The organism is Bacillus sp. RE35, assembly GCF_052146655.1.
Taxonomy (GTDB): domain Bacteria; phylum Bacillota; class Bacilli; order Bacillales; family Bacillaceae_G; genus Bacillus_A; species Bacillus_A cereus.
Genome location: NZ_CP197377.1, coordinates 57,787 through 80,000 on the forward strand (window position 1 = coordinate 57,787; position 22,214 = coordinate 80,000).

Below are 22,214 nucleotides of genomic sequence, written 5' to 3' on the forward strand. Positions count from 1 at the left end.
ACCACTTTGATCATCAGTAGAAAGTGAGGCAGCATTAGAATGAAAGCAACTGGAATCGTACGTCGAATTGATGATTTAGGCAGGGTAGTAATCCCGAAGGAAATTCGTAGAACTTTACGTATTCGAGAAGGAGACCCACTAGAAATATTTGTTGATCGCGATGGAGAGGTAATTTTAAAGAAGTATTCTCCAATTAGTGAGCTAGGTGATTTTGCGAAAGAATATGCTGATGCTTTATATGACAGCTTAGGACATAATGTGCTTGTGTGTGATCGAGATTCTATCATCGCAGTATCAGGCGTATCGAAAAAAGAATACTTAAATAAAAGTGTTGGCGATCTAATTGAAAAAACGATGGAAGAACGAAAGTCTGTTATTATGACGGATGAAAGTGATATTTCCATTATTGATGGTGTAACAGAAAAGGTTCATTCTTATACAGTTGGACCGATTGTTGCAAACGGAGATCCGATTGGAGCCGTCATTATTTTTTCAAAAGAAGCCATTATAAGCGAGATCGAGCATAAAGCGGTTAATACTGCTGCCAGTTTCTTAGCGAAACAAATGGAACAGTAAGGGTATATTGATTTTAGAAGTAGCAATCTTTCCTAATTATGATCTTTCTTTTTGAGAAATCAATTATTTGGAAATATATGTATATTGAATGAAGGTAGCACTTTGCTACCTTTTTTCGTTGAATATTTTTAACATTTAGGAACTCATTATTACCCGTGTTGGTAAGGGAGTTTGTTCTTTTCTTTATGATATAATACGAGAGGTGAGAATAGAAAAAGGAGTTTTCTTGTATGGAAGCGAAGAAGTATCAAGCCTTTTGGCGTGGGGCTATTATATTAACGATTGCAAGTTTCGTTACAAAAGTATTAAGCGCTTTTTACCGTATTCCATATCAAAATATAGCGGGGGATATTGGGTTTTATATTTACCAACAAATTTACCCGTTTTATGGATTTTGTTTAATTTTAGCTACTTATGGATTTCCTGTTATCATTTCGAAAATGGTTGCAGAACGACTAGAGCGGGGAAAACAAAAAGAAGCAGAAGAAATTATTTGTGTATCTTTTTGGTTCTTATTAGGGATTGGTTTTATAGGCTTCTTTACACTGTTTTTTGGGGCCGAAACAATTGCGGTAGCTATGGGCGATATACACTTAGATAAGTTACTACGTGTTATTTCATTTTCATTCTTATTGATGCCATTTTTGTCTGTAGCAAGAGGGTATTTTCAAGGATTCAATAATATGATGCCAACGGCTGTTTCGCAAGTAATAGAACAAACAATTCGAGTTTCTATTATTGTATTTTTATCGCTATTCCTAATTGCTCACGGATTTGATTTATATACAGTTGGTTCAGGGGCTATGTTAGGCTCAATTGCGGGTGGACTTATTGGGATTATTGTACTTATATTGTATATGCGTCAAGATTTTCGTTCTATATTCTTCAAAAGTGCAGCGAGAATTAAGGGTAAAAGGAAGATAGTTAAAATCCTTTTTTGGCAGGGGTTAGCGATTTGTGTTAGTAATTTAGTGCTTATTTTTATACAGATGGCTGATTCAGTGTCCTTTTACAGCTTACTTATTGGTGCGGGAGAACAGGTTGAAAATGCAAAGGTATTAAAGGGTGTTTATGATAGAAGTATTCCGCTAATGCAATTAGGTACTGTTGTGACGACTTCTTTCTCGTTGTCACTTATTCCGATTATTACAGCGGCGAAGGAAAGAGGAGATCTTTCCTTTATTCAAGAAAAGGTAAAGTTAGCAATGAAAATAACATTTGTTATTGGACTTGCAGCAGCTATTGGACTAACTTGTATTATTCAACCTACCAATATTATGTTGTTTGAAAACAGTGATGGATCAGATGTTTTATCTATTTTATCGTTATCTATTTTATTTAGTTCATTGTCAATTACGACAGCTTCTATTTTACAAGGATTAGGGCAAACGTTTAAGCCAGCGTTATTTGTTGTATTTGGAGGTTGCTTAAAGTTAGCGTTAAATTATATATTCATGCCTTATTTTGGTGTGAAAGGTGCAGCTTTTGCGACTTTATGTGCGTTAATTATAATCTCTGGATTAAATAGTTTGTTGCTTACGAGAGCTGTATCAGGGTCACTTATCAATAAGCGAAATATGTTAGGGATAGTAATTAGTGGTATCTGTATGGGGTTTGTATTAATGATGTTCACACGTGTGTTACAGATGTCTGGATTAGTAATTAATACGGAACATAGAGGAAGCGCGACGCTTGAAGCGTTGTTAGGTGTAGCCATCGGCGGATTGACATATATGTTTTTTATTTTGAAATTACGTGTATTTACAAAAAAAGAATTAGGAACCGTTATGAAACAAGAGAAAAAAGAAGGTTCATTGAAGAAGAGTGGATAGAGGTGACTGGTTGTGAGTGGAATCATTACTATTTTAGGTTTAGGAGCTGGTGAATTAGATCAGCTAACGATGGGTGTATATCGAAAAATAAAAGAAGCAGACCATCTGTTTGTTAGAACGAAGGAACATCCAGTTATAGAAGAATTGGAGAAAGAAGGCGTACAATATACGTCTTTTGATGCTGTATATGAAGCGCATGATACGTTTGAAATTGTATATGAAACAATTGCGAATAAATTGCTAGAACAAGCTGAAGGTACAGAAATTATCTATGCTGTTCCCGGGCATCCACTTGTAGCAGAAAGAACAGTTCAGCTACTGTTAGAAAAAGGAGAAGTTTCAAATGTTGAAGTGCGAATTGAGGGTGGACAAAGTTTCCTTGATCCTATGTTTGCAAGTCTAAAGATTGATCCGATTGAAGGATTCCAATTACTTGATGCTACATCATTTGAAAGAGGGCAATTAGAACTGCGTCAACATTTAATCTTTTGCCAAGTATATGATGCATTCGTTGCATCTGATGTGAAATTAACATTAATGGAGATGTTACCAGATGATTATGAAGTGTATATCGTAACAGCTGCAGGAACTTCATTTGAACAAGTAAAGAAGGTACCGTTGTACATGTTAGATCATGAAACGGAATTGAATAATTTAACGAGTGTGTACGTGCCGCCAGTTCAGGAGCGTGCGTCCTTGTATCAACAGTTTGATGTTCTTAGAGAAATTATTGCGGAACTTCGTGGTCCAAATGGTTGTCCGTGGGATAAAAAGCAAACACATCAATCATTAAAGAAATATTTAATTGAGGAAGCTTATGAAGTGTTGGAAGCAATCGATGAAGAGGATGATGATCACTTAGTAGAAGAATTAGGTGATATATTATTACAAGTTATGCTTCATGCTCAAATCGGAGAAGATGAAGGTTGGTTCTCTATAGATGATATCATTCGAACTCTATCTGAGAAAATGGTTCGTCGCCATCCGCATGTGTTTGGAAATACGGATGTAAACAGCGCTGATGAAGTGATTGCAAATTGGGAAGAAATTAAAAAACAAGAAAAAGGATTCGTGAAAGAATCTGTTTTAAATGGCGTTCCAAAAAGTTTGCCGCAGTTACTACGCGCCTATGAAATTCAGAAGAAAGCTGGTAAGGTTGGATTTGATTGGGTTGATGTGCAACCGATGATAGAGAAAGCTTTGGAAGAATGGCAAGAGTTCCAACAAGAGGTTACAAATATGGATGAGGAAAAGATGCTGGGTGAGTTTGGTGATTTACTATTTGCATTTGTTAATATAGCTCGTCATTACAAAATAGATCCAGAAGAGGCGTTACGTTCAACTAATGAGAAATTTACTGGTCGTTTTTTATACATGGAGGCAAAAGTAGCTGAAATGAATAAAGAGATGAAAGATTTATCATTAGAACAGTTAGATGTTTTATGGGAAGAAGCGAAACAAACAGAGCGTTAATAGGGGGATTTGATATGCGTCTAGATAAGTTTTTAAAAGTATCACGTTTAATTAAAAGAAGAACATTAGCGAAAGAAGTAGCTGATCAAGGAAGAATATCTATTAATGGTCAAGTGGCAAAAGCGAGTTCTGATGTGAAAGTAGCTGATGAATTAACAATTCGTTTTGGTCAAAAAATAGTGACTGTGAAAATAAATGAATTAAAAGAAACAACTAAAAAAGAAGATGCAGCAAATATGTATAGCTTAGTTCGTGAAGAAAAAGTAAAAGCGGAAGAAGGCTTGTTCTAAAATCATGTATCCCCTCATACATTACTATTAGCTAGTAAAAACCTATGGGGGGATTTACGTGAATAATGGTTACTCACCTACGTCTTCTAATCAACAAAATGTTTCTGTAGAGCATGACATTATTATGCGTGGCAGGCGTATAATCGATATTACCGGTGTGAAGCAGGTAGAGAGTTTTGATAGCGAAGAGTTTTTACTAGAGACCGTAATGGGTTTTTTAACGATTCGTGGTCAAAATTTACAAATGAAAAATTTAGATGTGGAAAAAGGTATTGTGTCGATTAAAGGGAAAGTTAATGAGATGCTGTATATTGATGAAAATCAAGGGGAAAAAACTAAAGGTTTCTTTAGTAAGTTGTTTAAATGAGCTTAACAATTCAGTTGTATACAATGCTTTCAATGATTGGGATGGGTGCTTGGATTGGAGCGTCTTTAGATACATATCAACGTTTTTTAAAGCGCCAAGAACGTAAACGTTGGCTTGTATTTATACATGATATATTATTTTGGATTGTCCAAGCATTATTCGTCTTTTATGTATTGCTTCTCGTAAATGAAGCTGAGCTACGTATATATGTGTTTTTGGCATTATTATGTGGTTTTGCGGCATATCAAAGCTTATTGAAGGCACTATACATGAAGCTGTTAAATTTTCTCATCTATATTTTTATGCAAACAACATATTTTTTTGTTCGAATTATACAGCTACTCATGATAAAACCTGTTATTATTATAGCGCAGCTATTTATTGCATTTATATTATTCTTATTTCGTATACTGCTTTCAATTGGACATGTGTTATGGAAAATGGTGATTTGGATATTACTTTTCATATGGAAAGTTTTTTTCTGGCCTGTTCGATTTATTGCTTCGCTCATATGGAAACTTCTCCCTAATCGTGTTAAACTTTTTATAGTGAAACATATAGGGTTCCTGCAATATATAGCAAAATTGAAGGGACATATCTTCCAACTATGGGAGCATATAAAAAAGAAGTTAGGGGGACCTCGGAAATGAGGGAACTGAGACAAAGAACAATCGAAAAACAGAGTCCAAATCCTGTTAAAGAGCATATAATACAAACGGATGAGAACAGGAAGCGACTTTATCGCCGTTTAGCGGTTTTTCTTGTCTTTACTTTTACAATTATTGCGAGTATTAGTGTAACGTTTTATCAACAAAACAGTTCCATTAAAGCAAAAGAAGCAAAAGTTAAGGACATGAAAAAAGAACTGGATTCATTAACGAATAAAGAAAAAAGTCTAAAAGACGAAGTTCAAAAGTTAAATGATGAAGAGTACGTATTAAAGATTGCTAGAAGGGATTATTTCTTCTCTGGTAAAGGGGAGATAATTTTTCCTGTTTCTAAGTAGAGTATGTCTTATTGACACTATATTTTAGGATTATATATAATAAAGTAAAATTTGACTTTTTAACCACTAAGGAGGAGCATTTTTTTTATGTCAATCGAGGTAGGCAGCAAGTTACAGGGTAAAGTAACAGGTATTACAAATTTTGGGGCTTTTGTGGAGCTGCCAGAGGGCTTAACGGGTCTTGTTCATATTAGTGAAGTTGCTGATAACTATGTAAAAGATATTAACGATCACTTAAAAGTGGGCGACCAAGTAGAAGTAAAAGTTATTAATGTTGAAAAAGATGGAAAGATTGGTTTATCTATCAAAAAAGCGAAAGAACGTGAAAAAACAGAAGGAGATCGTCCACGTGGTGAATACCAACGCGGTGGTGATCAACAACGTTCTGGACGTCCACAACGTAATAATCGCTCTTTCAACAGAGATAATCGCGGTGGCGGTAACGACCGAGCTCCGAAAGAAACATTTGAGCAAAAGATGGCACGCTTCTTAAAAGATAGCGAAGATCGTTTAACTTCTTTAAAGCGTAACACAGAGTCTAAACGTGGTGGCCGTGGCGCGCGTCGCGGATAATAAGGACGTTTAGTTTTTAACATATAGAGAGGTACCCAGAGTAATGTCTCAGGGTGCTTTTTTATATGTAAAAAATATTTTCAAAAAAGTTTTTGAGATGTGTTGACTTTAATTAGTATCTGATGTAAGATACTAATTGTCCGTTAAATAAGACGACATGGCGGTGTAGCTCAGCTGGCTAGAGCGTACGGTTCATACCCGTGAGGTCGGGGGTTCGATCCCCTCCGCCGCTATATTTAATTTAACGGCCCGTTGGTCAAGTGGTTAAGACACCGCCCTTTCACGGCGGTAACACGGGTTCGAATCCCGTACGGGTCATCTAAAAAGATCATGCAAATTTGCATGATCTTTTTTTGTTAAATAAATTAAGATATACAACACTTCTACAAAATCACCCTATATTTTCTGAATGTTTAATTAAAATCTCGAAAATAACTTACATACCCTGTATATCTGTAGAGTTATTTCGAATAAAAAGTCGAACGATTATAAAAGTGAAAACTGTTGTTTTGACAAAAAAACCAACAATCATCTTTTATAATGACAGTAATTAAACTATGCAGGTGGTGTTAAAAATATGCCTAAAGCAGGAAGGAATACTATGAATACAAGTGCATTGGCAATGAATGAGAGTCAGCTTGATGGAATAAAGTGGACGAGTAAGTTGCGAATAAAATTTGAGCAAGTTTTCTTTAGATGGGGATTTATTATTGTTGTTATTGGTTTTCTTTTGGGACGAGCATATATATTAACAAATATTTTACCGTTTGCACTGCCATTTTTTGCTGCTGTTTATGTTATGAAGCGGGATAAGATGCCGCTAGCATTTTTAGCTCTAATGGGAGGAGCTCTTTCAGTATCGATAGATAATTTGTTTTTTACCTTTGCATCTATCTTTACCTTCTTCATTTATAATATCTTCTTTAGTCGATTTACACGTAAAACTGTTGGACTTGTTCCATTTCAAGTATTTATCTCCGCATTAACCGCACACTTAGTTGTTGTATATTTTGCACAACAAACTGTCACCATGTACGATTTACTCGTTAGTACCATTGAGGCTGGGCTTAGTTTTGTATTAACTATGATATTTTTACAAAGTGTCCCACTTTTAGTGGAAAGGAAAGGAAAACAACAGGCATTAGAGACGGAAGAAATTGTTTGTTTGATTATATTACTAGCATCTGTTTTAACGGGTACAACAGATTGGTTTGTATATGATGCTTCTATTCAACATATTTTTACAAGGTATTTAGTGCTAGTATTTGCATTTATTGCGGGTGCTGCCACAGGGTCTACAGTGGGGGTTGTAACAGGACTAATATTAAGTTTAGCAAATGTGTCTAGCTTGTCTCAGCTTAGCCTTCTTGCTTTTTCTGGATTGCTTGGTGGATTGTTAAAAGAAGGAAAGCGTTTAGGTGTTAGTTTAGGTTTATTAATTGGGACAAGCTTAATTACATTATATGTAGACAAACAGACAAATATTGTAACAACTTTAATTGAGTCAGGTGTAGCGATTGTTATCTTCTTATTAACACCGAAGCTTGTTTTGGATCGTATTGCTAAATTTATGCCAGGTACACAAGAGCATTCGCAAGATCAACAACAATATTTAAGAAGGATGCGTGATGTTACAGCAAATAAAATCAACCAATTTGCAAATGTATTTGCTGCTTTATCTAATAGCTTTTCTGTATATGGGTATGTAGAGGAAGAAGATAAAGAGACAGAAGCAGATTTGTTTTTGAGTACAATTACTGCGAAAACATGTCAAACATGCTTTAAAAAGGATCAATGCTGGGTAGTGAATTTTGATAAAACGTACGATTATATGAAACAAATAATGAATGAAACGGAAGAAGGAACCCTGCAACATAATCGTAAATTAGTTCGTGAGTGGGACAAGCATTGTGTGAGAGGGAAAAAAGTGACGGATTTAGTAGCCGGTGAATTAGATCACTTCTATGAGGGACAAAAATTACGAAAACAAATGAAGGAAAATCGTAGAATAGTAGCGGAGCAACTATTAGGTGTATCAAAGGTTATGGAGGATTTTGCTAAGGAGATACAACGAGAACGTGAAAATCATCAAGTGCAGGAAGAACAGATTATGCAAGCGTTCCGAGATTTTGGTGTCGAAGTAGAGCATGTTGATATTTATTGTTTAGATAGAGGAAGTATTGATATTGAAATGTTAATTCCAGTTGCATCTAATGAACATGGTGAGTGTGAAAAGTTAGTTGCACCGATGCTTTCAGATATCCTTAAAGAAAATATTGTCGTTAAACATGAAGAAAAGTCTTCTTATCCAAATGGCCATAGTTTAATATCATTTGGTTCGGCGAAGACGTATTCTCTTGATACAGGATTGGCTACAGCTGCAAAAGGCGGTGGATTTGTTTCGGGTGACTCTTATGCGATGATGGATTTAAGTGTTGGTAAATATGCACTTGCGATTAGTGATGGTATGGGTAATGGGCAAAGAGCTCATATGGAAAGTAAGGAAACGGTGAAATTATTACAAAAAATACTCCAATCAGGCATTGATGAAGAAATAGCAATTAAGTCTATCAATTCAATTCTTTCTTTGAGAACGACAGAAGAAATGTTTACGACATTAGATTTAGCTATGGTAGATTTGCGGGATGCGAGTGCAAGGTTTTTAAAGATTGGATCAACGCCGAGTTTTGTTAAACGCGCAAATAATATTTTGAAAATTGAAGCAAGTAATTTGCCGATGGGAATCATCGAAGATGTTGAAGTTGATGTGGTGGGTGAACAATTAAAAACGGGCGATATTCTTATTATGATGAGTGATGGGATTTTTGAAGGAGCACAGCATGTGGAGAATCATGAATTGTGGATGAAACGAAAAATTAAAGAATTGCAAACCGAAGACCCGCAAGAAATTGCTGATATCATTATGGAAGAAGTGATTCGCTCTTGTGATGGTTATATAAATGATGATATGACTATTGTAGTGGCAAAAGTGAAGAAAAATATGCCGAAGTGGGCTACGATTCCGATTGTAGGAATGCAAGCGCAGTAAAATGTAAGTGGAATGTTTATCTATAATTTGATTTTAAAAACCTAGGTGAATACCTAGGTTTTTTTGTGGGAAAAGGTAATGTTATTAATTTTGTGAATATACACGGAGGATGTAAGATAAAAATGTAATTTTTGTATATCTTTTTTTTGCACAATGTTTGTAAAAGTTGTACCATTGTAGACAAGGTGACTAAGGTTGCTGTTCTTGTTTAATGAAAGGTGATTGCGAAGTTGAAAGATACATTTGTTGAAAAAGTAGATGACTTTGTAAAGCAGCATGATGTATTAAAGAATGATTCAACAATTGTTGTGGGAGTTTCTGGTGGTCCTGACTCGTTAGCGCTTTTATATTATTTATTAGAAAAAAGAGCGGAAAAACAGTTGGAAATTGTAGTTGCTCATGTGGATCATATGTTTAGAGGTGATGAATCTTATGAGGATTTACAGTTTGTGCAGGGCCTTTGTGAAGAACTGGGAATTATTTGTGAAACGATAAGGATTAATGTATCACAATATCAACAGCAATACGGAATGAATGCACAGGTTGCTGCGAGAGAATGCAGATATGCATTTTTGGAAAGAATAATGAAGAAATATGATGCGAGATATGTTGCTCTTGGACATCATGGAGATGATCAAGTCGAGACAATTTTAATGCGTCTTGTAAGAGGGAGTACTCCGAAAGGATATGCAGGAATTGCAGTGAAGCGTCCTTTTCATAATGGATATTTAATTAGGCCGTTACTTGGCGTAACGAAGGAAGAAATTGTTGATTACTGTAATAAGCTAAATTTAATGCCACGTATAGATCCGAGTAATAAAAAGGAAGTATATACAAGGAATCGATTACGTAAATATGTCCTTCCTCATTTGAAAGAAGAAAATCCACAAATGCATGAGAAATTCCAAAAATTTAGCGTGCAGATGCAAGAGGATGAGGCTTATTTGCAGGAATTAGCTTTTGAGAAAATGAATAAAGTAATTACAAAAAAAAGTGATAAACAAATTAGCTTATCAATTCCTGCCTTTGAATCCATGTCTATGCCTTTACAAAGAAGAGGGATTCAACTAATATTAAACTATCTTTATGAATATAAGATTCCATCTTCTCTTTCTTCTATACATATTGACAAGTTGATTGAGTTTTTTAAGCGGACACAACCTTCAGGTTCACTTGATTTTCCGGGTGATTTGAAAATTGTTCGTTCATACGAGGAGTGTAGCTTTAGATTTAAACAAGAGATTGTCTCTCCTTTTTCACAAGATTTATTAGTACCCGGGACCATTACGCTATTGAACGGGGATGAATTTGTAACAGAGGTGAGCGAAGATATACCAAGTAACATGAATGAAACAGTATTTGTTGCTAAGTATAATGATATATCATATCCACTTCGTATTCGTTCTAGAGAAAATGGAGATCGCATGTCAATACAAGGTATGAATGGCACGAAAAAGATAAAAGCTATTTTTATCGAAGCGAAAGTACCGAAAGAAAAAAGAGAAGAATGGCCGGTCGTTTGTGATGCAAGTGGGACTATTATTTGGGTACCCTTGTTGAAACGATCTGCATTTGCAATTTCGAAAGAGATGGCAAAGAAGGATAAATATATGATTATTCACTACAAAAGCAAGGAGTCTTCCGGGAGGATAATGAAATGATGAATCAAGATATCGAAAAAGTATTAATTTCTGAAGAGCAAATACAAGAAAAGGTGCGCGAACTAGGTGCAATTATTGCAGAGGATTATAAAAACACAGTACCTCTTGCAATTGGTGTATTAAAAGGCGCAATGCCATTCATGGCAGATTTATTAAAGAGAACAGATACATATCTTGAAATGGATTTTATGGCTGTATCTAGTTACGGTCACTCTACAGTTTCAACAGGCGAAGTGAAAATTTTAAAAGATCTTGATACTTCTGTAGAAGGTCGCGATATTTTAATCGTCGAAGATATTATTGATAGTGGTCTTACACTAAGCTACTTAGTAGACTTATTCAAATATCGTAAAGCGAAGTCTGTAAAAATTGTTACATTATTAGATAAGCCAACAGGCCGTAAGGTTGATCTGAAAGCGGATTATGTTGGATTTACTGTTCCACATGAATTTGTAGTAGGATATGGATTAGATTATAAAGAGCAATACCGTAATCTTCCTTATGTAGGCGTATTAAAACCAAGCGTTTACTCAAATTAATTAAATATGGGCTTCACAATTGTATAGGAAAGTTTTTCTATGTTACGATTTACTATAGTGTTTATGCCGTGAGAGGAGGTTAGGAATGAATCGTATCTTCCGTAATACCATCTTTTATTTACTGATATTCTTAGTAGTAATTGGAATCGTGAGCTATTTTAATGGTTCGACACAAAAAACGACATCAGTTAGCTACGACAAATTCATTACTAAACTAGAAAGCGGTGAAGTGCGTAATGTGCAACTTCAACCGAAAAATGGTGTATTTGAGGTAAAAGGACAATTTAATAACTCTAGCCAAGGAGAACAATTTGTTACTTATGCACCAAATACTGAGGAATTACAAAAGAAAATTAATGATAAAGCGAAAGGTGCCGAAGTTAAGTATCAACCAGCAGAAGAAACAAGTGCTTGGGTAACATTCTTTACTTCAATCATTCCATTTGTCATCATCTTCATTTTATTCTTCTTCTTATTAAACCAAGCTCAAGGCGGCGGTAGCCGTGTTATGAACTTCGGGAAAAGTAAGGCGAAGTTATATAATGATGAAAAGAAAAAAGTTCGTTTCAGAGATGTTGCGGGTGCGGATGAAGAGAAACAAGAACTTGTTGAGGTAGTTGAATTCTTGAAAGACCCTCGTAAGTTCTCTGAAGTTGGTGCTCGTATTCCAAAGGGTGTCCTATTAGTTGGACCTCCAGGTACAGGTAAAACTTTATTAGCACGTGCTGTTGCAGGTGAGGCTGGCGTTCCATTCTTCTCTATCAGTGGTTCTGACTTCGTAGAGATGTTTGTCGGTGTCGGTGCATCACGTGTACGTGATTTATTTGAAAATGCAAAGAAAAATGCTCCTTGTATCATTTTCATTGATGAAATTGATGCAGTAGGTCGTCAACGTGGCGCAGGTCTTGGTGGTGGTCATGATGAGCGTGAGCAAACATTGAACCAATTACTTGTTGAAATGGATGGATTCGGTGCAAACGAAGGTATTATTATCGTTGCTGCGACAAACCGTCCAGACATTCTTGACCCAGCGTTATTACGTCCAGGTCGTTTTGACCGTCAAATTACAGTAGATCGTCCAGATGTAAATGGCCGTGAAGCTGTACTGAAAGTACATGCGCGTAATAAACCACTTGATGAGCATATTAATTTAAGAGCAATTGCGACTCGTACACCAGGATTCTCTGGTGCGGATCTTGAAAACTTATTAAACGAAGCTGCTTTAGTAGCTGCACGTCAAGATAAGAAGAAAATTGATATGAGTGATATCGATGAAGCGACGGATCGTGTTATTGCAGGTCCAGCTAAGAAAAGTCGTGTTATCTCTGAAAAAGAACGTAATATCGTTGCTTTCCATGAAGCAGGTCATACTGTAATTGGTGTTGTTCTTGATGAAGCAGATGTCGTTCATAAAGTAACAATTGTCCCTCGTGGTCAGGCTGGTGGATATGCGGTAATGCTTCCGAAAGAAGATCGTTACTTCATGACGAAACCAGAGTTACTTGATAAAATCACTGGTTTACTTGGTGGCCGAGTAGCTGAGGAGATTGTATTTGGTGAAGTGAGTACAGGTGCTCATAATGACTTCCAACGTGCGACTGGTATTGCAAGACGTATGGTTACGGAATTTGGTATGAGTGACAAACTTGGACCGATGCAATTTGGTAGCTCGCAAGGTGGTCAAGTGTTCTTAGGAAGAGACTTCCACTCAGAACAAAACTATAGTGATGCGATTGCACATGAAATCGATATGGAAATGCAATCAATTATGAAAGAATGTTATGCTCGTGCAAAACAAATTCTTACTGAAAACCGTGATAAACTAGATATTATCGCACAAACGTTACTTGAAGTAGAAACGTTAGATGCAGAGCAAATCAATCATTTATGTGATTACGGCAGATTGCCAGAACGTCCAACATCTTCAGATGATGTGAAAGTAAACATCAACATGAAGAAAGACGATGAAGATAAAGAAGATAAGTAAGAAGTGAAGGAGTGACTATCGTCACTCCTTTTTTGTTTGTTAAAATCTTTGTTAATTACTATTGAGAACTTAGTGGATAAAGTAATTTAAGTAAAACTAGTATTAAAAATTGAAATAGAGAGCAATCTTTTTGTAAAATGATGAGGATAGGAAAGCTGATTATATAAGTATGTGTGATATGATGTTTTTATAAGTTTTATACATACTGCACAAATATAGATTAAATAAGATAAGTGGTGAGAATATGATTTTTGTATTGGATGTAGGGAACACAAATGCTGTACTAGGTGTGTTTGAAGAGGGGGAACTTCGTCAGCATTGGCGCATGGAAACAGATCGTCATAAGACAGAAGATGAATATGGAATGCTTGTAAAGCAATTGCTTGAGCATGAGGGTCTTTCGTTTGAAGATGTGAAAGGTATTATTGTGTCTTCAGTCGTACCACCAATTATGTTTGCTTTAGAGCGCATGTGTGAAAAATATTTTAAAATTAAACCGCTTGTAGTAGGGCCTGGGATAAAAACAGGACTAAATATTAAATATGAAAATCCGCGTGAAGTAGGCGCAGACCGAATTGTAAATGCAGTAGCAGGAATCCACTTATATGGAAGTCCGCTCATTATTGTTGATTTTGGTACGGCTACTACATATTGTTATATTAACGAAGAAAAACATTATATGGGTGGAGTTATTACGCCAGGAATTATGATTTCAGCAGAGGCTTTATATAGCAGAGCAGCAAAACTTCCTCGTATCGAAATTACAAAACCAAGCAGTGTTGTTGGGAAAAATACAGTAAGTGCGATGCAATCTGGTATTCTTTATGGTTATGTTGGACAAGTGGAAGGTATTGTTAAGCGTATGAAAGAAGAAGCTAGACAAGAACCTAAAGTTATTGCAACAGGTGGATTGGCAAAATTAATTTCCGAAGAATCGAATGTAATTGATATTGTAGATCCGTTTTTAACGTTAAAAGGTTTGTATATGTTATATGAACGTAATGCAAATTTACAGCATGAGAAAGGTGAATAAATACGTATGAAAGATTATTTAGTAAAAGCGTTAGCATTTGATGGAGAAGTGCGTGCGTATAGTGTACGTACAACAAATACAGTAAGTGAGGCGCAAAGACGTCATGATACATGGAGAACAGCTTCAGCGGCACTAGGGCGTTCTTTGACTGCGGGTACAATGATGGGCGCAATGTTAAAGGGTGAGCAAAAGTTAACGATTAAGGTAGAAGGTAACGGTCCAATTGGCCCTATCTTAGTAGATGCTCATGCAAATGGAGATGTACGTGGTTATGTAACGAATCCGCATGTTGATTTTGAAGGAACAGAACAAGGGAAGTTACGTGTATATCAAGCGGTAGGTACAGAGGGGTTTGTAACTGTAATTAAAGATATTGGAATGCGTGAGCCGTTTATTGGTCAATCTCCAATCGTTTCAGGAGAATTAGGAGAAGACTTTACGTATTATTTTGCAGTTTCTGAACAAACGCCTTCTTCTGTAGGTGTTGGTGTTCTTGTAAATGGAGATGATAGCATATTAGCGGCAGGTGGATTCATCCTTCAAATTATGCCGGGTGCGCAAGATGAAACGATTTCATTTATTGAAGACCGTTTACAAAAGATTCCACCTGTATCAACGTTGATTGAACAAGGTCTTTCTCCGGAAGAGCTACTATATGCAGTTCTTGGAGAAGATAAAGTAAAAGTATTAGAAACAATGGATGTTCAATTTAATTGCACATGCTCACGCGAGCGTATTGAGAGTGTATTAATTAGTTTAGGTAAAACAGAGTTAGAGCAAGTTCGTGAAGAAGAGGAAGAGACAGAAGTTCACTGTCATTTCTGTAATGAACGATACAAGTTCTCTAAAGAAGATATTACAAATTTAATCGAGAATTTGTAATAAGGGAATTAAGAGGAGCAATCCTCCAAATGAATTGACAAACAGGGAATTTTCTGACAAAATCTAAATATAGATAAAACCAATAAAAATACTCGGTGTTAGGAGTGACAGGAATGCGAGTGGCACAATCAGTTTCAGAATTAATCGGGAAAACGCCGATCGTTAAGTTGAACCGCATCGTAGAATCAGACAGCGCAGATATATACTTAAAATTAGAATTTATGAATCCGGGGAGTAGTGTTAAAGATCGTATCGCATTAGCTATGATTGAAGATGCTGAAAAAAAGGGATTATTAAAAGAGGGCGATACAATCATTGAGCCGACAAGTGGTAACACAGGAATTGGTTTAGCGATGGTAGCGGCTGCTAAAGGATATAATGCAATCTTAGTAATGCCAGAAACAATGAGTATTGAGCGTCGTAATTTATTACGTGCTTACGGTGCGGAATTAGTATTGACTCCAGGGCCTGAAGGAATGGGTGGAGCAATTCGTAAAGCGACTGAATTAGCAAAAGAACATGGCTACTTTATACCACAACAGTTCAAAAACCAATCGAATCCAGAAATTCACCGTTTAACAACAGGTCCAGAAATTATTGAACAAATGGGCGACCAATTAGATGCGTTTATTGCAGGTATTGGTACAGGTGGAACGATTACTGGTGCTGGTGAAGTACTGAAGGAAGCGTATAAAGATATTAAAATTTATGCAGTAGAACCTGCAGATTCACCAGTATTATCTGGTGGGAAGCCAGGTCCACATAAAATCCAAGGAATTGGGGCGGGATTTGTTCCGGAGACGTTGGATGTAGAAGTATATGATGAAATTATTCAAGTGAAAACAGAGCAAGCATTTGAATATGCGAGAAGAGTGGCTAAAGAGGAAGGTATTTTAGTTGGTATCTCTTCAGGCGCAGTTATTTATGCAGCAACAGAGGTTGCGAAAAAGTTAGGTAAAGGGAAAAAGGTACTTGTTATTATCCCGAGTAACGGTGAACGTTATTTAAGTACACCACTTTATCAATTTGAATCCTAATTAAACGCGATTGAAAAAGCATCCTTGAAAAAGGGTGCTTTTTCTTTTGGGATTGGAAATAGGAAAAGAGTGAATGACTAGAAAACTTCATGTAAAATAAGAGGTAGTATAATTAAATTATTTTCACTAGCCTTCGAGTATAATCAATCTCTATATAAATAACTTATGTAGTTTGAGCTGGTTTATCTAAGAGGGTGGGATAAAAGAAGACGGGGTGTTGATATGCAACGAAGAAAATCTTTAGCGCTTTCTATTCCATATCAGTTAGATTTCTTTAAGCAATATAAATTTCTTTCTCAGGGTAAATCGCAACATATTTTGTTAGAAAGCGGCCGTGGCGGTCGTTATAACATTGTAGGGCTGAACCCAGTAGCGGTAATCCGAGGGAAGGATGAAACGTTACATATAAGTGAAAGTGGTAAGGGAACAATAAAACGAGGGAATCCGTTAGATTTAATGCAAGAATATATGGAACAATGGAAGACGGACTATAACCCAGAGTATCCGCCTTTTCAAGGTGGTGCAATTGGCTATTTCAGTTATGACTGTATCCGTTATATTGAAAAGCTGCCTTCTCTTGCGGAAGATGATATTGATATACCTGACATCTTCTTTTTATTATTTGATGACGTATTTGTCTATGATCAAAAAGAACAAGTGTTATGGGTTATTACGCATTATGTAGATAAATATGAAGAGGCGAAAGAACGGCTAAATGAGTGGAAGAGTCTTTGGATGACAGAAGCGCCTGAAGTGACCGTGCCCTTTGAAAGTCCTGAAAAGAAAAGTGAAGCAGTTGCTTTTACTGAAGCTGGCTTTATGAAGGCAGTTGAATGTATTCAAGAATATATTGGAGCGGGTGATGTGTTCCAAGTAAACTTGTCGACGAGACAAGAAAGAACGTTACAGACACACCCACTAGAAATTTATACAAGTCTTCGTGAAATTAATCCATCTCCATATATGGGTTACCTGGAGCTTGGGGATTTTCAAATCGTTAGTGGATCGCCAGAGTTGTTAATTAAGAAACAAGGAACTGAAGTAAGTACAAGACCGATTGCTGGAACGAGATCTAGAGGCGCGGATGAGCAAGAGGATGAAGAATTAGCAAGAGAATTAATTGAGAACGAAAAAGAAAGAGCAGAGCATGTAATGCTTGTGGATTTAGAAAGAAATGATTTAGGACGTGTTTGTAAATATGGCACTGTAGAAGTAGATGAATTTATGGTAATTGAGAAATACTCACATGTTATGCATATTGTTTCTAATGTGCGTGGTGAGGTGGAAGAAGATAAAGATGCTTTTGATTTAGTGAAGGCTGTATTCCCTGGGGGAACAATTACTGGTGCCCCAAAAATACGTACGATGGAAATTATTGAGGAATTAGAACCTGTTCGAAGAGGGATTTATACAGGGTCAATCGGTTGGATTGGTTATTCTGGAGATACAGAATTGAATATTGTAATTAGAACACTTCTTGCTAAAGATGGAAAAGCTCATGTACAAGCAGGGGCGGGAATTGTAATTGATTCAAATCCGGAAAATGAATATAAAGAGTCGTTAAAAAAGGCGATTGCTTTATGGCGTGCAAAAGAACGTAGTGAAGAAACGGTTAGGTGAGAGAAATGATATTAATGATTGATAATTATGATTCTTTTACATTTAATTTAGTGCAGTTTCTTGGAGAACTTGGACAAGAGCTCGTTGTTAAACGTAACGATGAAGTGACCATTTCAGATATTGAGAATATGAAACCAGATTTTCTAATGATTTCTCCAGGTCCGTGCAGTCCTAATGAAGCTGGGATTAGTATGGAAGTTATTAAATACTTTGCTGGAAAGATTCCGATTTTTGGTGTTTGTCTAGGGCATCAATCCATTGCACAAGTGTTTGGTGGAGAGGTTGTCCGTGCAGAGCGATTAATGCATGGAAAAACGTCGCTTATGCATCATGATGGAAAGACGATTTTTTCGGATATTCCTAATCCGTTTACTGCGACGCGCTATCATTCCCTTATTGTTAAGAAAGAGACGTTACCCGATTGCTTAGAGGTAACATCTTGGACAGAGGAAGGGGAAATTATGGCACTTCGTCATAAGACATTGCCGATAGAGGGTGTGCAATTCCATCCAGAATCTATTATGACTTCTCATGGGAAAGAGCTGTTGCAGAATTTCATTCGTAAATACAGTCCAAGTGCGACATTATGTTAATTTACGTAAATGGTCAGTATGTAGAAGCAAGTGAAGCGAGAATTTCTCCTTATGATCATGGTTATTTATATGGTCTTGGAGTTTTTGAAACGTTTCGTATTTATAATGGTCATCCTTTCTTATTGGATGATCATTATAACCGTTTAATAGAGGCGCTGGATACATTGCAAATTAAATGGACAATGACAAAAAATGATGTGATGCTTATTTTGAAAGATTTACTTGCTAAGAATGAATTGAAGCATGCATATGTACGTTTTAATGTATCGGCGGGTATAGATGAAATAGGATTACAAACGGAAATGTATGAAGAGCCTTCTGTTATTGTTTTTATAAAACCTTTAACAGCTCCAGGGGATGTAGTGGAAAAAGAAGGTGTTATTCTAAAACAAGTGCGAAATACACCGGAAGGGACATTTCGCCTGAAGTCTCATCACTATTTAAATAATATTTTAGGGAAGCGTGAAATTGGAAATGTTGTGAGTAAGGAAGGTATTTTCCTCACTGAAGCAGGTTATGTTGCAGAGGGCATTGTTTCGAATCTATTTTTTGTGAAAGGTGATGTTTTATATACACCTTCGTTAGAGACAGGGATTTTAAATGGTATCACTCGTGCGTTTATTATAAAGAGTGCTGAAGAATTAAATATAGAAGTAAAGGAAGGTTTCTTTACAAAAGATGAGCTACTTTCAGCGGATGAAGTCTTCGTAACAAACTCCATTCAAGAAATTGTTCCGCTTTATCGTATAGAAGCGCAGGATTTCCCGGGTAAAGTAGGAGTGGTTACAAAAAGTTTAATGTACCTTTATGGAATGCAAAGAGAGAAATTATGGAGCAGAAATGAACTACGAAGAGGAGATGTGTAGTTTGAAGTGGGATTATGATTTGCGCTGCGGCGAATATACATTGAATTTAAATGAAAAAACATTAATTATGGGGATTTTAAATGTAACACCAGATTCGTTTTCTGATGGTGGGAGTTACAACGAGGTAGATGCTGCGGTACGTCACGCAAAAGAAATGCAAGGTCAAGGTGCTCATATTATTGATATTGGTGGCGAATCTACTCGCCCAGGTTTTGCTAAAGTATCAGTAGAAGAAGAAATAAAGCGAGTTGTCCCGATGATTCAAGCAGTTTCAAAAGAAGTAAAATTGCCTATATCCATCGATACATATAAAGCTGAAGTTGCAAAGCAAGCAATTGAGGCTGGTGCTCATATTATTAATGATATTTGGGGAGCGAAGGCGGAGCCAAAAATTGCTGAAGTCGCAGCTCATTATGATGTACCCATCATTTTAATGCATAACCGCGATAATATGAATTATCGTAATTTAATGGCGGATATGATTGCTGATTTGTATGACAGTATTAAAATTGCTAAAAATGCTGGTGTGCCAGATGAGAATATTATTTTAGATCCAGGTATCGGTTTTGCTAAAACACCTGAGCAGAACTTAGAGGCGATGCGTAATTTAGAACAGTTAAATGTGCTAGGTTATCCAGTTCTCTTAGGTACTTCGAGAAAGTCCTTTATTGGGCACGTATTAGATTTGCCAGTGGAGGAACGCCTTGAGGGAACAGGAGCTACCGTTTGTCTTGGTATTGAAAAGGGCTGTGAGTTTGTTCGTGTCCATGATGTGAAAGAAATGGCGCGTATGGCTAAAATGATGGATGCGATGATTGGTAAGGGGGTAAGGTAATTGGATAAAATTTATATCCATGATATGGAGTTTTATGGTTATCATGGTGTGTTCCCAGAGGAGAATAAATTAGGTCAGAGATTTAAAGTTGACTTAACGGTGGAGTTGGATTTAAAGCGTGCAGGGGAAAGTGATGACTTAGAGCATTCGGTCAATTATGGAGAGCTTTTCGAATTATGTAGAAAAGTTGTTGAGGATAGAAAGTATAAGCTTGTGGAGAGTATCGCTGAAAATATTGCTGCAGATATATTAAAACAATATGAAAGTATTTCACGCTGTACAATTAAGGTAATTAAGCCGGATCCACCGATACCGGGTCATTATCGTGCTGTAGCAGTAGAAATTACGAGAGAACGTCCATGAACAATATAGCTTACATTGCATTAGGGTCAAATATTGGAGAGCGTTATACGTATCTAACTGAAGCGATTCAGTTTTTAAATAAAAATCCTTATATTCAGGTTGATGATATTTCATCTGTATATGAAACTGAGCCAGTTGGCTATACTGACCAAAGTTGCTTTTTAAATTTAGTTATAAAAATTTCTACCAATTTATCACCACAAGAGTTATTGAAAGTAACACAAAAAGTAGAAAATGACCTAGGAAGAAAAAGGGAAATTAGGTGGGGGCCGAGGACTATCGACCTTGACATTTTACTTTATAATCAAGAGAATATTGAAGCAGAGAATCTTATTGTTCCGCATCCGCGGATGTTTGAAAGAGCTTTTGTTATCGTTCCGTTGTTAGAGATTAATCAAGACATAAAACAAAACATTTCATGTTCACAAGTAGAAGAAATGAAAAGGCGAGAGGGAGTAACGGTATGGAAGCAGAAAAATGGGGAAGACGCATTCGTGCTTTTCGAAAGCTAAAAGGCTATACACAAGAAGGTTTTGCTAAAGAACTAGGGGTATCTGTATCTGTTTTAGGTGAAGTTGAGAGAGGGAATAGATCGCCTTCTCAAGATTTTGTAGTAGAAGTTGCTAAGGCATTAAATGTTTCGATAGAGGAATTAATGCCAAAGTGATTGTACAGGAAGGAGTAGGTTGATTGTTAAAGATTGCAAATATCGAGATGAAAAATCCGGTTGTACTAGCACCGATGGCGGGAGTGTGTAACTCTGCATTCCGTTTAACAGTAAAAGAATTTGGTGCCGGCTTAGTTTGTGCTGAAATGGTAAGTGATAAGGCAATATTACTTAATAATAAAAGAACTTTAGATATGTTATATATCGACGAGAGAGAAAAGCCATTAAGTTTACAAATTTTTGGTGGAGAGAAAGAAACTCTTGTAGATGCTGCGAAATATGTAGATAAATATACGACAGCAGACATAATTGATATTAATATGGGTTGTCCAGTGCCGAAAATCGTTAAATGTGATGCGGGGGCAAGGTGGCTTTTAGATCCGAATAAAATATATGAAATGGTAGCAGCGGTTGTAGATGCTGTAGAAAAGCCGGTTACAGTTAAAATGCGTATCGGTTGGGATGAAGAACATATTTTCGCAATAGAAAATGCTAGGGCTGTTGAGCGTGCTGGTGGCCAAGCTGTGGCGGTTCACGGACGTACACGAGTGCAAATGTATGAAGGAAAAGCGGATTGGGATATTATTAAACAAGTAAAACAATCTGTAAATATCCCGGTTATCGGAAATGGTGATGTCGCAACGCCGCAAGATGCAAAGCGTATGCTTGATGAAATTGGTGTAGATGGTGTTATGATTGGTCGTGCGGCTCTTGGAGATCCGTGGATGATTTATCGTACGGTAAAGTATTTGGAGACAGGTGAATTAATGCCGGAACCAACAGTGCGCGAGAAAATTGATGTATGTATGTTACATCTAGATCGTCTTATTGACTTAAAGAACGAAAGTGTCGCTGTAAGAGAGATGAGAAAACATGCAGCTTGGTATTTAAAAGGTGTTCGTGGTAATGCGAGTGTACGTAATGGTATTAATGCTTGTAACACACGGGAAGACCTTGCGAATGTG

General features: G+C 36.6%; 23 protein-coding genes and 2 tRNA genes (1 of these 25 running past the window's edge). All 25 read left to right on the plus strand.

Features of this window, described 5'->3' with window-relative positions:
- Nucleotides 1-39: 39 nt before the first annotated feature.
- Nucleotides 40-576, plus strand: coding sequence for a stage V sporulation protein T (gene spoVT, locus ACTL4X_RS00305; RefSeq protein ID WP_000648302.1), 537 nt, complete (start codon nt 40-42; stop codon nt 574-576).
- A gap of 230 nt (nt 577-806) precedes the next feature.
- On the plus strand, nt 807-2,408 hold the full coding sequence (locus tag ACTL4X_RS00310; RefSeq protein ID WP_441394972.1) for a putative polysaccharide biosynthesis protein: 1,602 nt from the start codon (nt 807-809) through the stop codon (nt 2,406-2,408).
- A 12-nt stretch (nt 2,409-2,420) separates the two neighbouring features.
- Entirely contained in the window at nt 2,421-3,881 is a 1,461-nt protein-coding gene (mazG, locus tag ACTL4X_RS00315; RefSeq protein WP_000014239.1) for a nucleoside triphosphate pyrophosphohydrolase, read from the plus strand.
- A gap of 14 nt (nt 3,882-3,895) precedes the next feature.
- Nucleotides 3,896-4,171, plus strand: a complete 276-nt coding sequence (locus ACTL4X_RS00320) for an RNA-binding S4 domain-containing protein (RefSeq protein ID WP_001234876.1) — start codon at nt 3,896-3,898, stop codon at nt 4,169-4,171.
- Between the two features lie 58 nt (nt 4,172-4,229).
- Entirely contained in the window at nt 4,230-4,538 is a 309-nt protein-coding gene (yabP, locus tag ACTL4X_RS00325) for a sporulation protein YabP (RefSeq protein ID WP_001059104.1), read from the plus strand.
- Nucleotides 4,535-5,188: a spore cortex biosynthesis protein YabQ gene (gene yabQ, locus ACTL4X_RS00330; protein ID WP_000059772.1), complete on the plus strand. Its 654-nt coding sequence runs from the start codon at nt 4,535-4,537 to the stop codon at nt 5,186-5,188. The genes yabP and yabQ overlap by 4 nt, the downstream gene beginning before the upstream one ends.
- Nucleotides 5,185-5,544: a cell division protein DivIC gene (gene divIC, locus ACTL4X_RS00335; protein ID WP_001208739.1), complete on the plus strand. Its 360-nt coding sequence runs from the start codon at nt 5,185-5,187 to the stop codon at nt 5,542-5,544. The genes yabQ and divIC overlap by 4 nt, the downstream gene beginning before the upstream one ends.
- An 87-nt stretch (nt 5,545-5,631) precedes the next feature.
- A complete protein-coding gene (locus ACTL4X_RS00340; RefSeq protein ID WP_000021451.1) occupies nt 5,632-6,117 on the plus strand; it encodes a S1 domain-containing RNA-binding protein in 486 nt (161 codons plus the stop codon).
- A 159-nt stretch (nt 6,118-6,276) separates the two neighbouring features.
- A tRNA-Met gene (locus ACTL4X_RS00345) sits at nt 6,277-6,350 on the plus strand.
- Nucleotides 6,351-6,363: 13 nt separating this feature from the next.
- A tRNA-Glu gene (locus ACTL4X_RS00350) sits at nt 6,364-6,435 on the plus strand.
- Between the two features lie 259 nt (nt 6,436-6,694).
- Nucleotides 6,695-9,166 carry a stage II sporulation protein E gene (gene spoIIE, locus ACTL4X_RS00355; protein WP_001123539.1) on the plus strand — a complete coding sequence of 824 codons (2,472 nt, stop codon included), beginning with the start codon at nt 6,695-6,697 and terminating at the stop codon, nt 9,164-9,166.
- Nucleotides 9,167-9,396: 230 nt separating this feature from the next.
- Nucleotides 9,397-10,827 (plus strand): tRNA lysidine(34) synthetase TilS, encoded by a 1,431-nt coding sequence (tilS, locus tag ACTL4X_RS00360; protein WP_000655463.1) that lies wholly within the window; start codon nt 9,397-9,399, stop codon nt 10,825-10,827.
- Nucleotides 10,824-11,366 (plus strand): hypoxanthine phosphoribosyltransferase, encoded by a 543-nt coding sequence (hpt, locus tag ACTL4X_RS00365; RefSeq protein ID WP_000981842.1) that lies wholly within the window; start codon nt 10,824-10,826, stop codon nt 11,364-11,366. Before tilS ends, hpt begins: the two co-directional genes overlap by 4 nt.
- An 85-nt stretch (nt 11,367-11,451) precedes the next feature.
- Complete coding sequence (ftsH, locus tag ACTL4X_RS00370) at nt 11,452-13,353, plus strand: ATP-dependent zinc metalloprotease FtsH (protein ID WP_001079674.1); 1,902 nt, start codon at nt 11,452-11,454, stop codon at nt 13,351-13,353.
- A 244-nt stretch (nt 13,354-13,597) separates the two neighbouring features.
- On the plus strand, nt 13,598-14,386 hold the full coding sequence (locus ACTL4X_RS00375) for a type III pantothenate kinase (RefSeq protein WP_000578368.1): 789 nt from the start codon (nt 13,598-13,600) through the stop codon (nt 14,384-14,386).
- 6 nt (nt 14,387-14,392) lie between these two features.
- The gene (gene hslO, locus ACTL4X_RS00380) at nt 14,393-15,268 is read left to right on the plus strand and encodes a redox-regulated molecular chaperone HslO (protein ID WP_000656372.1); all 876 of its coding nucleotides are present in this window, start codon (nt 14,393-14,395) and stop codon (nt 15,266-15,268) included.
- Nucleotides 15,269-15,381: 113 nt separating this feature from the next.
- Nucleotides 15,382-16,305 (plus strand): cysteine synthase A, encoded by a 924-nt coding sequence (gene cysK / locus ACTL4X_RS00385; RefSeq protein WP_001261712.1) that lies wholly within the window; start codon nt 15,382-15,384, stop codon nt 16,303-16,305.
- Nucleotides 16,306-16,527: 222 nt separating this feature from the next.
- Nucleotides 16,528-17,925 carry an aminodeoxychorismate synthase component I gene (gene pabB, locus ACTL4X_RS00390; RefSeq protein ID WP_069357941.1) on the plus strand — a complete coding sequence of 466 codons (1,398 nt, stop codon included), beginning with the start codon at nt 16,528-16,530 and terminating at the stop codon, nt 17,923-17,925.
- 5 nt (nt 17,926-17,930) lie between these two features.
- Nucleotides 17,931-18,518: an aminodeoxychorismate/anthranilate synthase component II gene (gene pabA, locus ACTL4X_RS00395; RefSeq protein ID WP_000602297.1), complete on the plus strand. Its 588-nt coding sequence runs from the start codon at nt 17,931-17,933 to the stop codon at nt 18,516-18,518.
- The gene (pabC, locus tag ACTL4X_RS00400; protein ID WP_000909884.1) at nt 18,512-19,384 is read left to right on the plus strand and encodes an aminodeoxychorismate lyase; all 873 of its coding nucleotides are present in this window, start codon (nt 18,512-18,514) and stop codon (nt 19,382-19,384) included. The genes pabA and pabC overlap by 7 nt, the downstream gene beginning before the upstream one ends.
- Nucleotides 19,359-20,219, plus strand: coding sequence for a dihydropteroate synthase (gene folP / locus ACTL4X_RS00405; RefSeq protein ID WP_002164656.1), 861 nt, complete (start codon nt 19,359-19,361; stop codon nt 20,217-20,219). Before pabC ends, folP begins: the two co-directional genes overlap by 26 nt.
- Entirely contained in the window at nt 20,220-20,582 is a 363-nt protein-coding gene (gene folB / locus ACTL4X_RS00410) for a dihydroneopterin aldolase (protein WP_000358062.1), read from the plus strand.
- Entirely contained in the window at nt 20,579-21,094 is a 516-nt protein-coding gene (folK, locus tag ACTL4X_RS00415) for a 2-amino-4-hydroxy-6-hydroxymethyldihydropteridine diphosphokinase (protein ID WP_001059447.1), read from the plus strand. Before folB ends, folK begins: the two co-directional genes overlap by 4 nt.
- Nucleotides 21,046-21,249, plus strand: a complete 204-nt coding sequence (locus ACTL4X_RS00420) for a helix-turn-helix domain-containing protein (RefSeq protein ID WP_000387031.1) — start codon at nt 21,046-21,048, stop codon at nt 21,247-21,249. Before folK ends, ACTL4X_RS00420 begins: the two co-directional genes overlap by 49 nt.
- Nucleotides 21,250-21,272: 23 nt before the next feature.
- Nucleotides 21,273-22,214 carry the 5' portion of a tRNA dihydrouridine synthase DusB gene (dusB, locus tag ACTL4X_RS00425; protein WP_000912251.1) on the plus strand. Its footprint extends 57 nt past the window's final position, so only the first 942 of its 999 coding nucleotides appear in the window; it begins with the start codon at nt 21,273-21,275; its stop codon lies beyond the right edge, outside the window.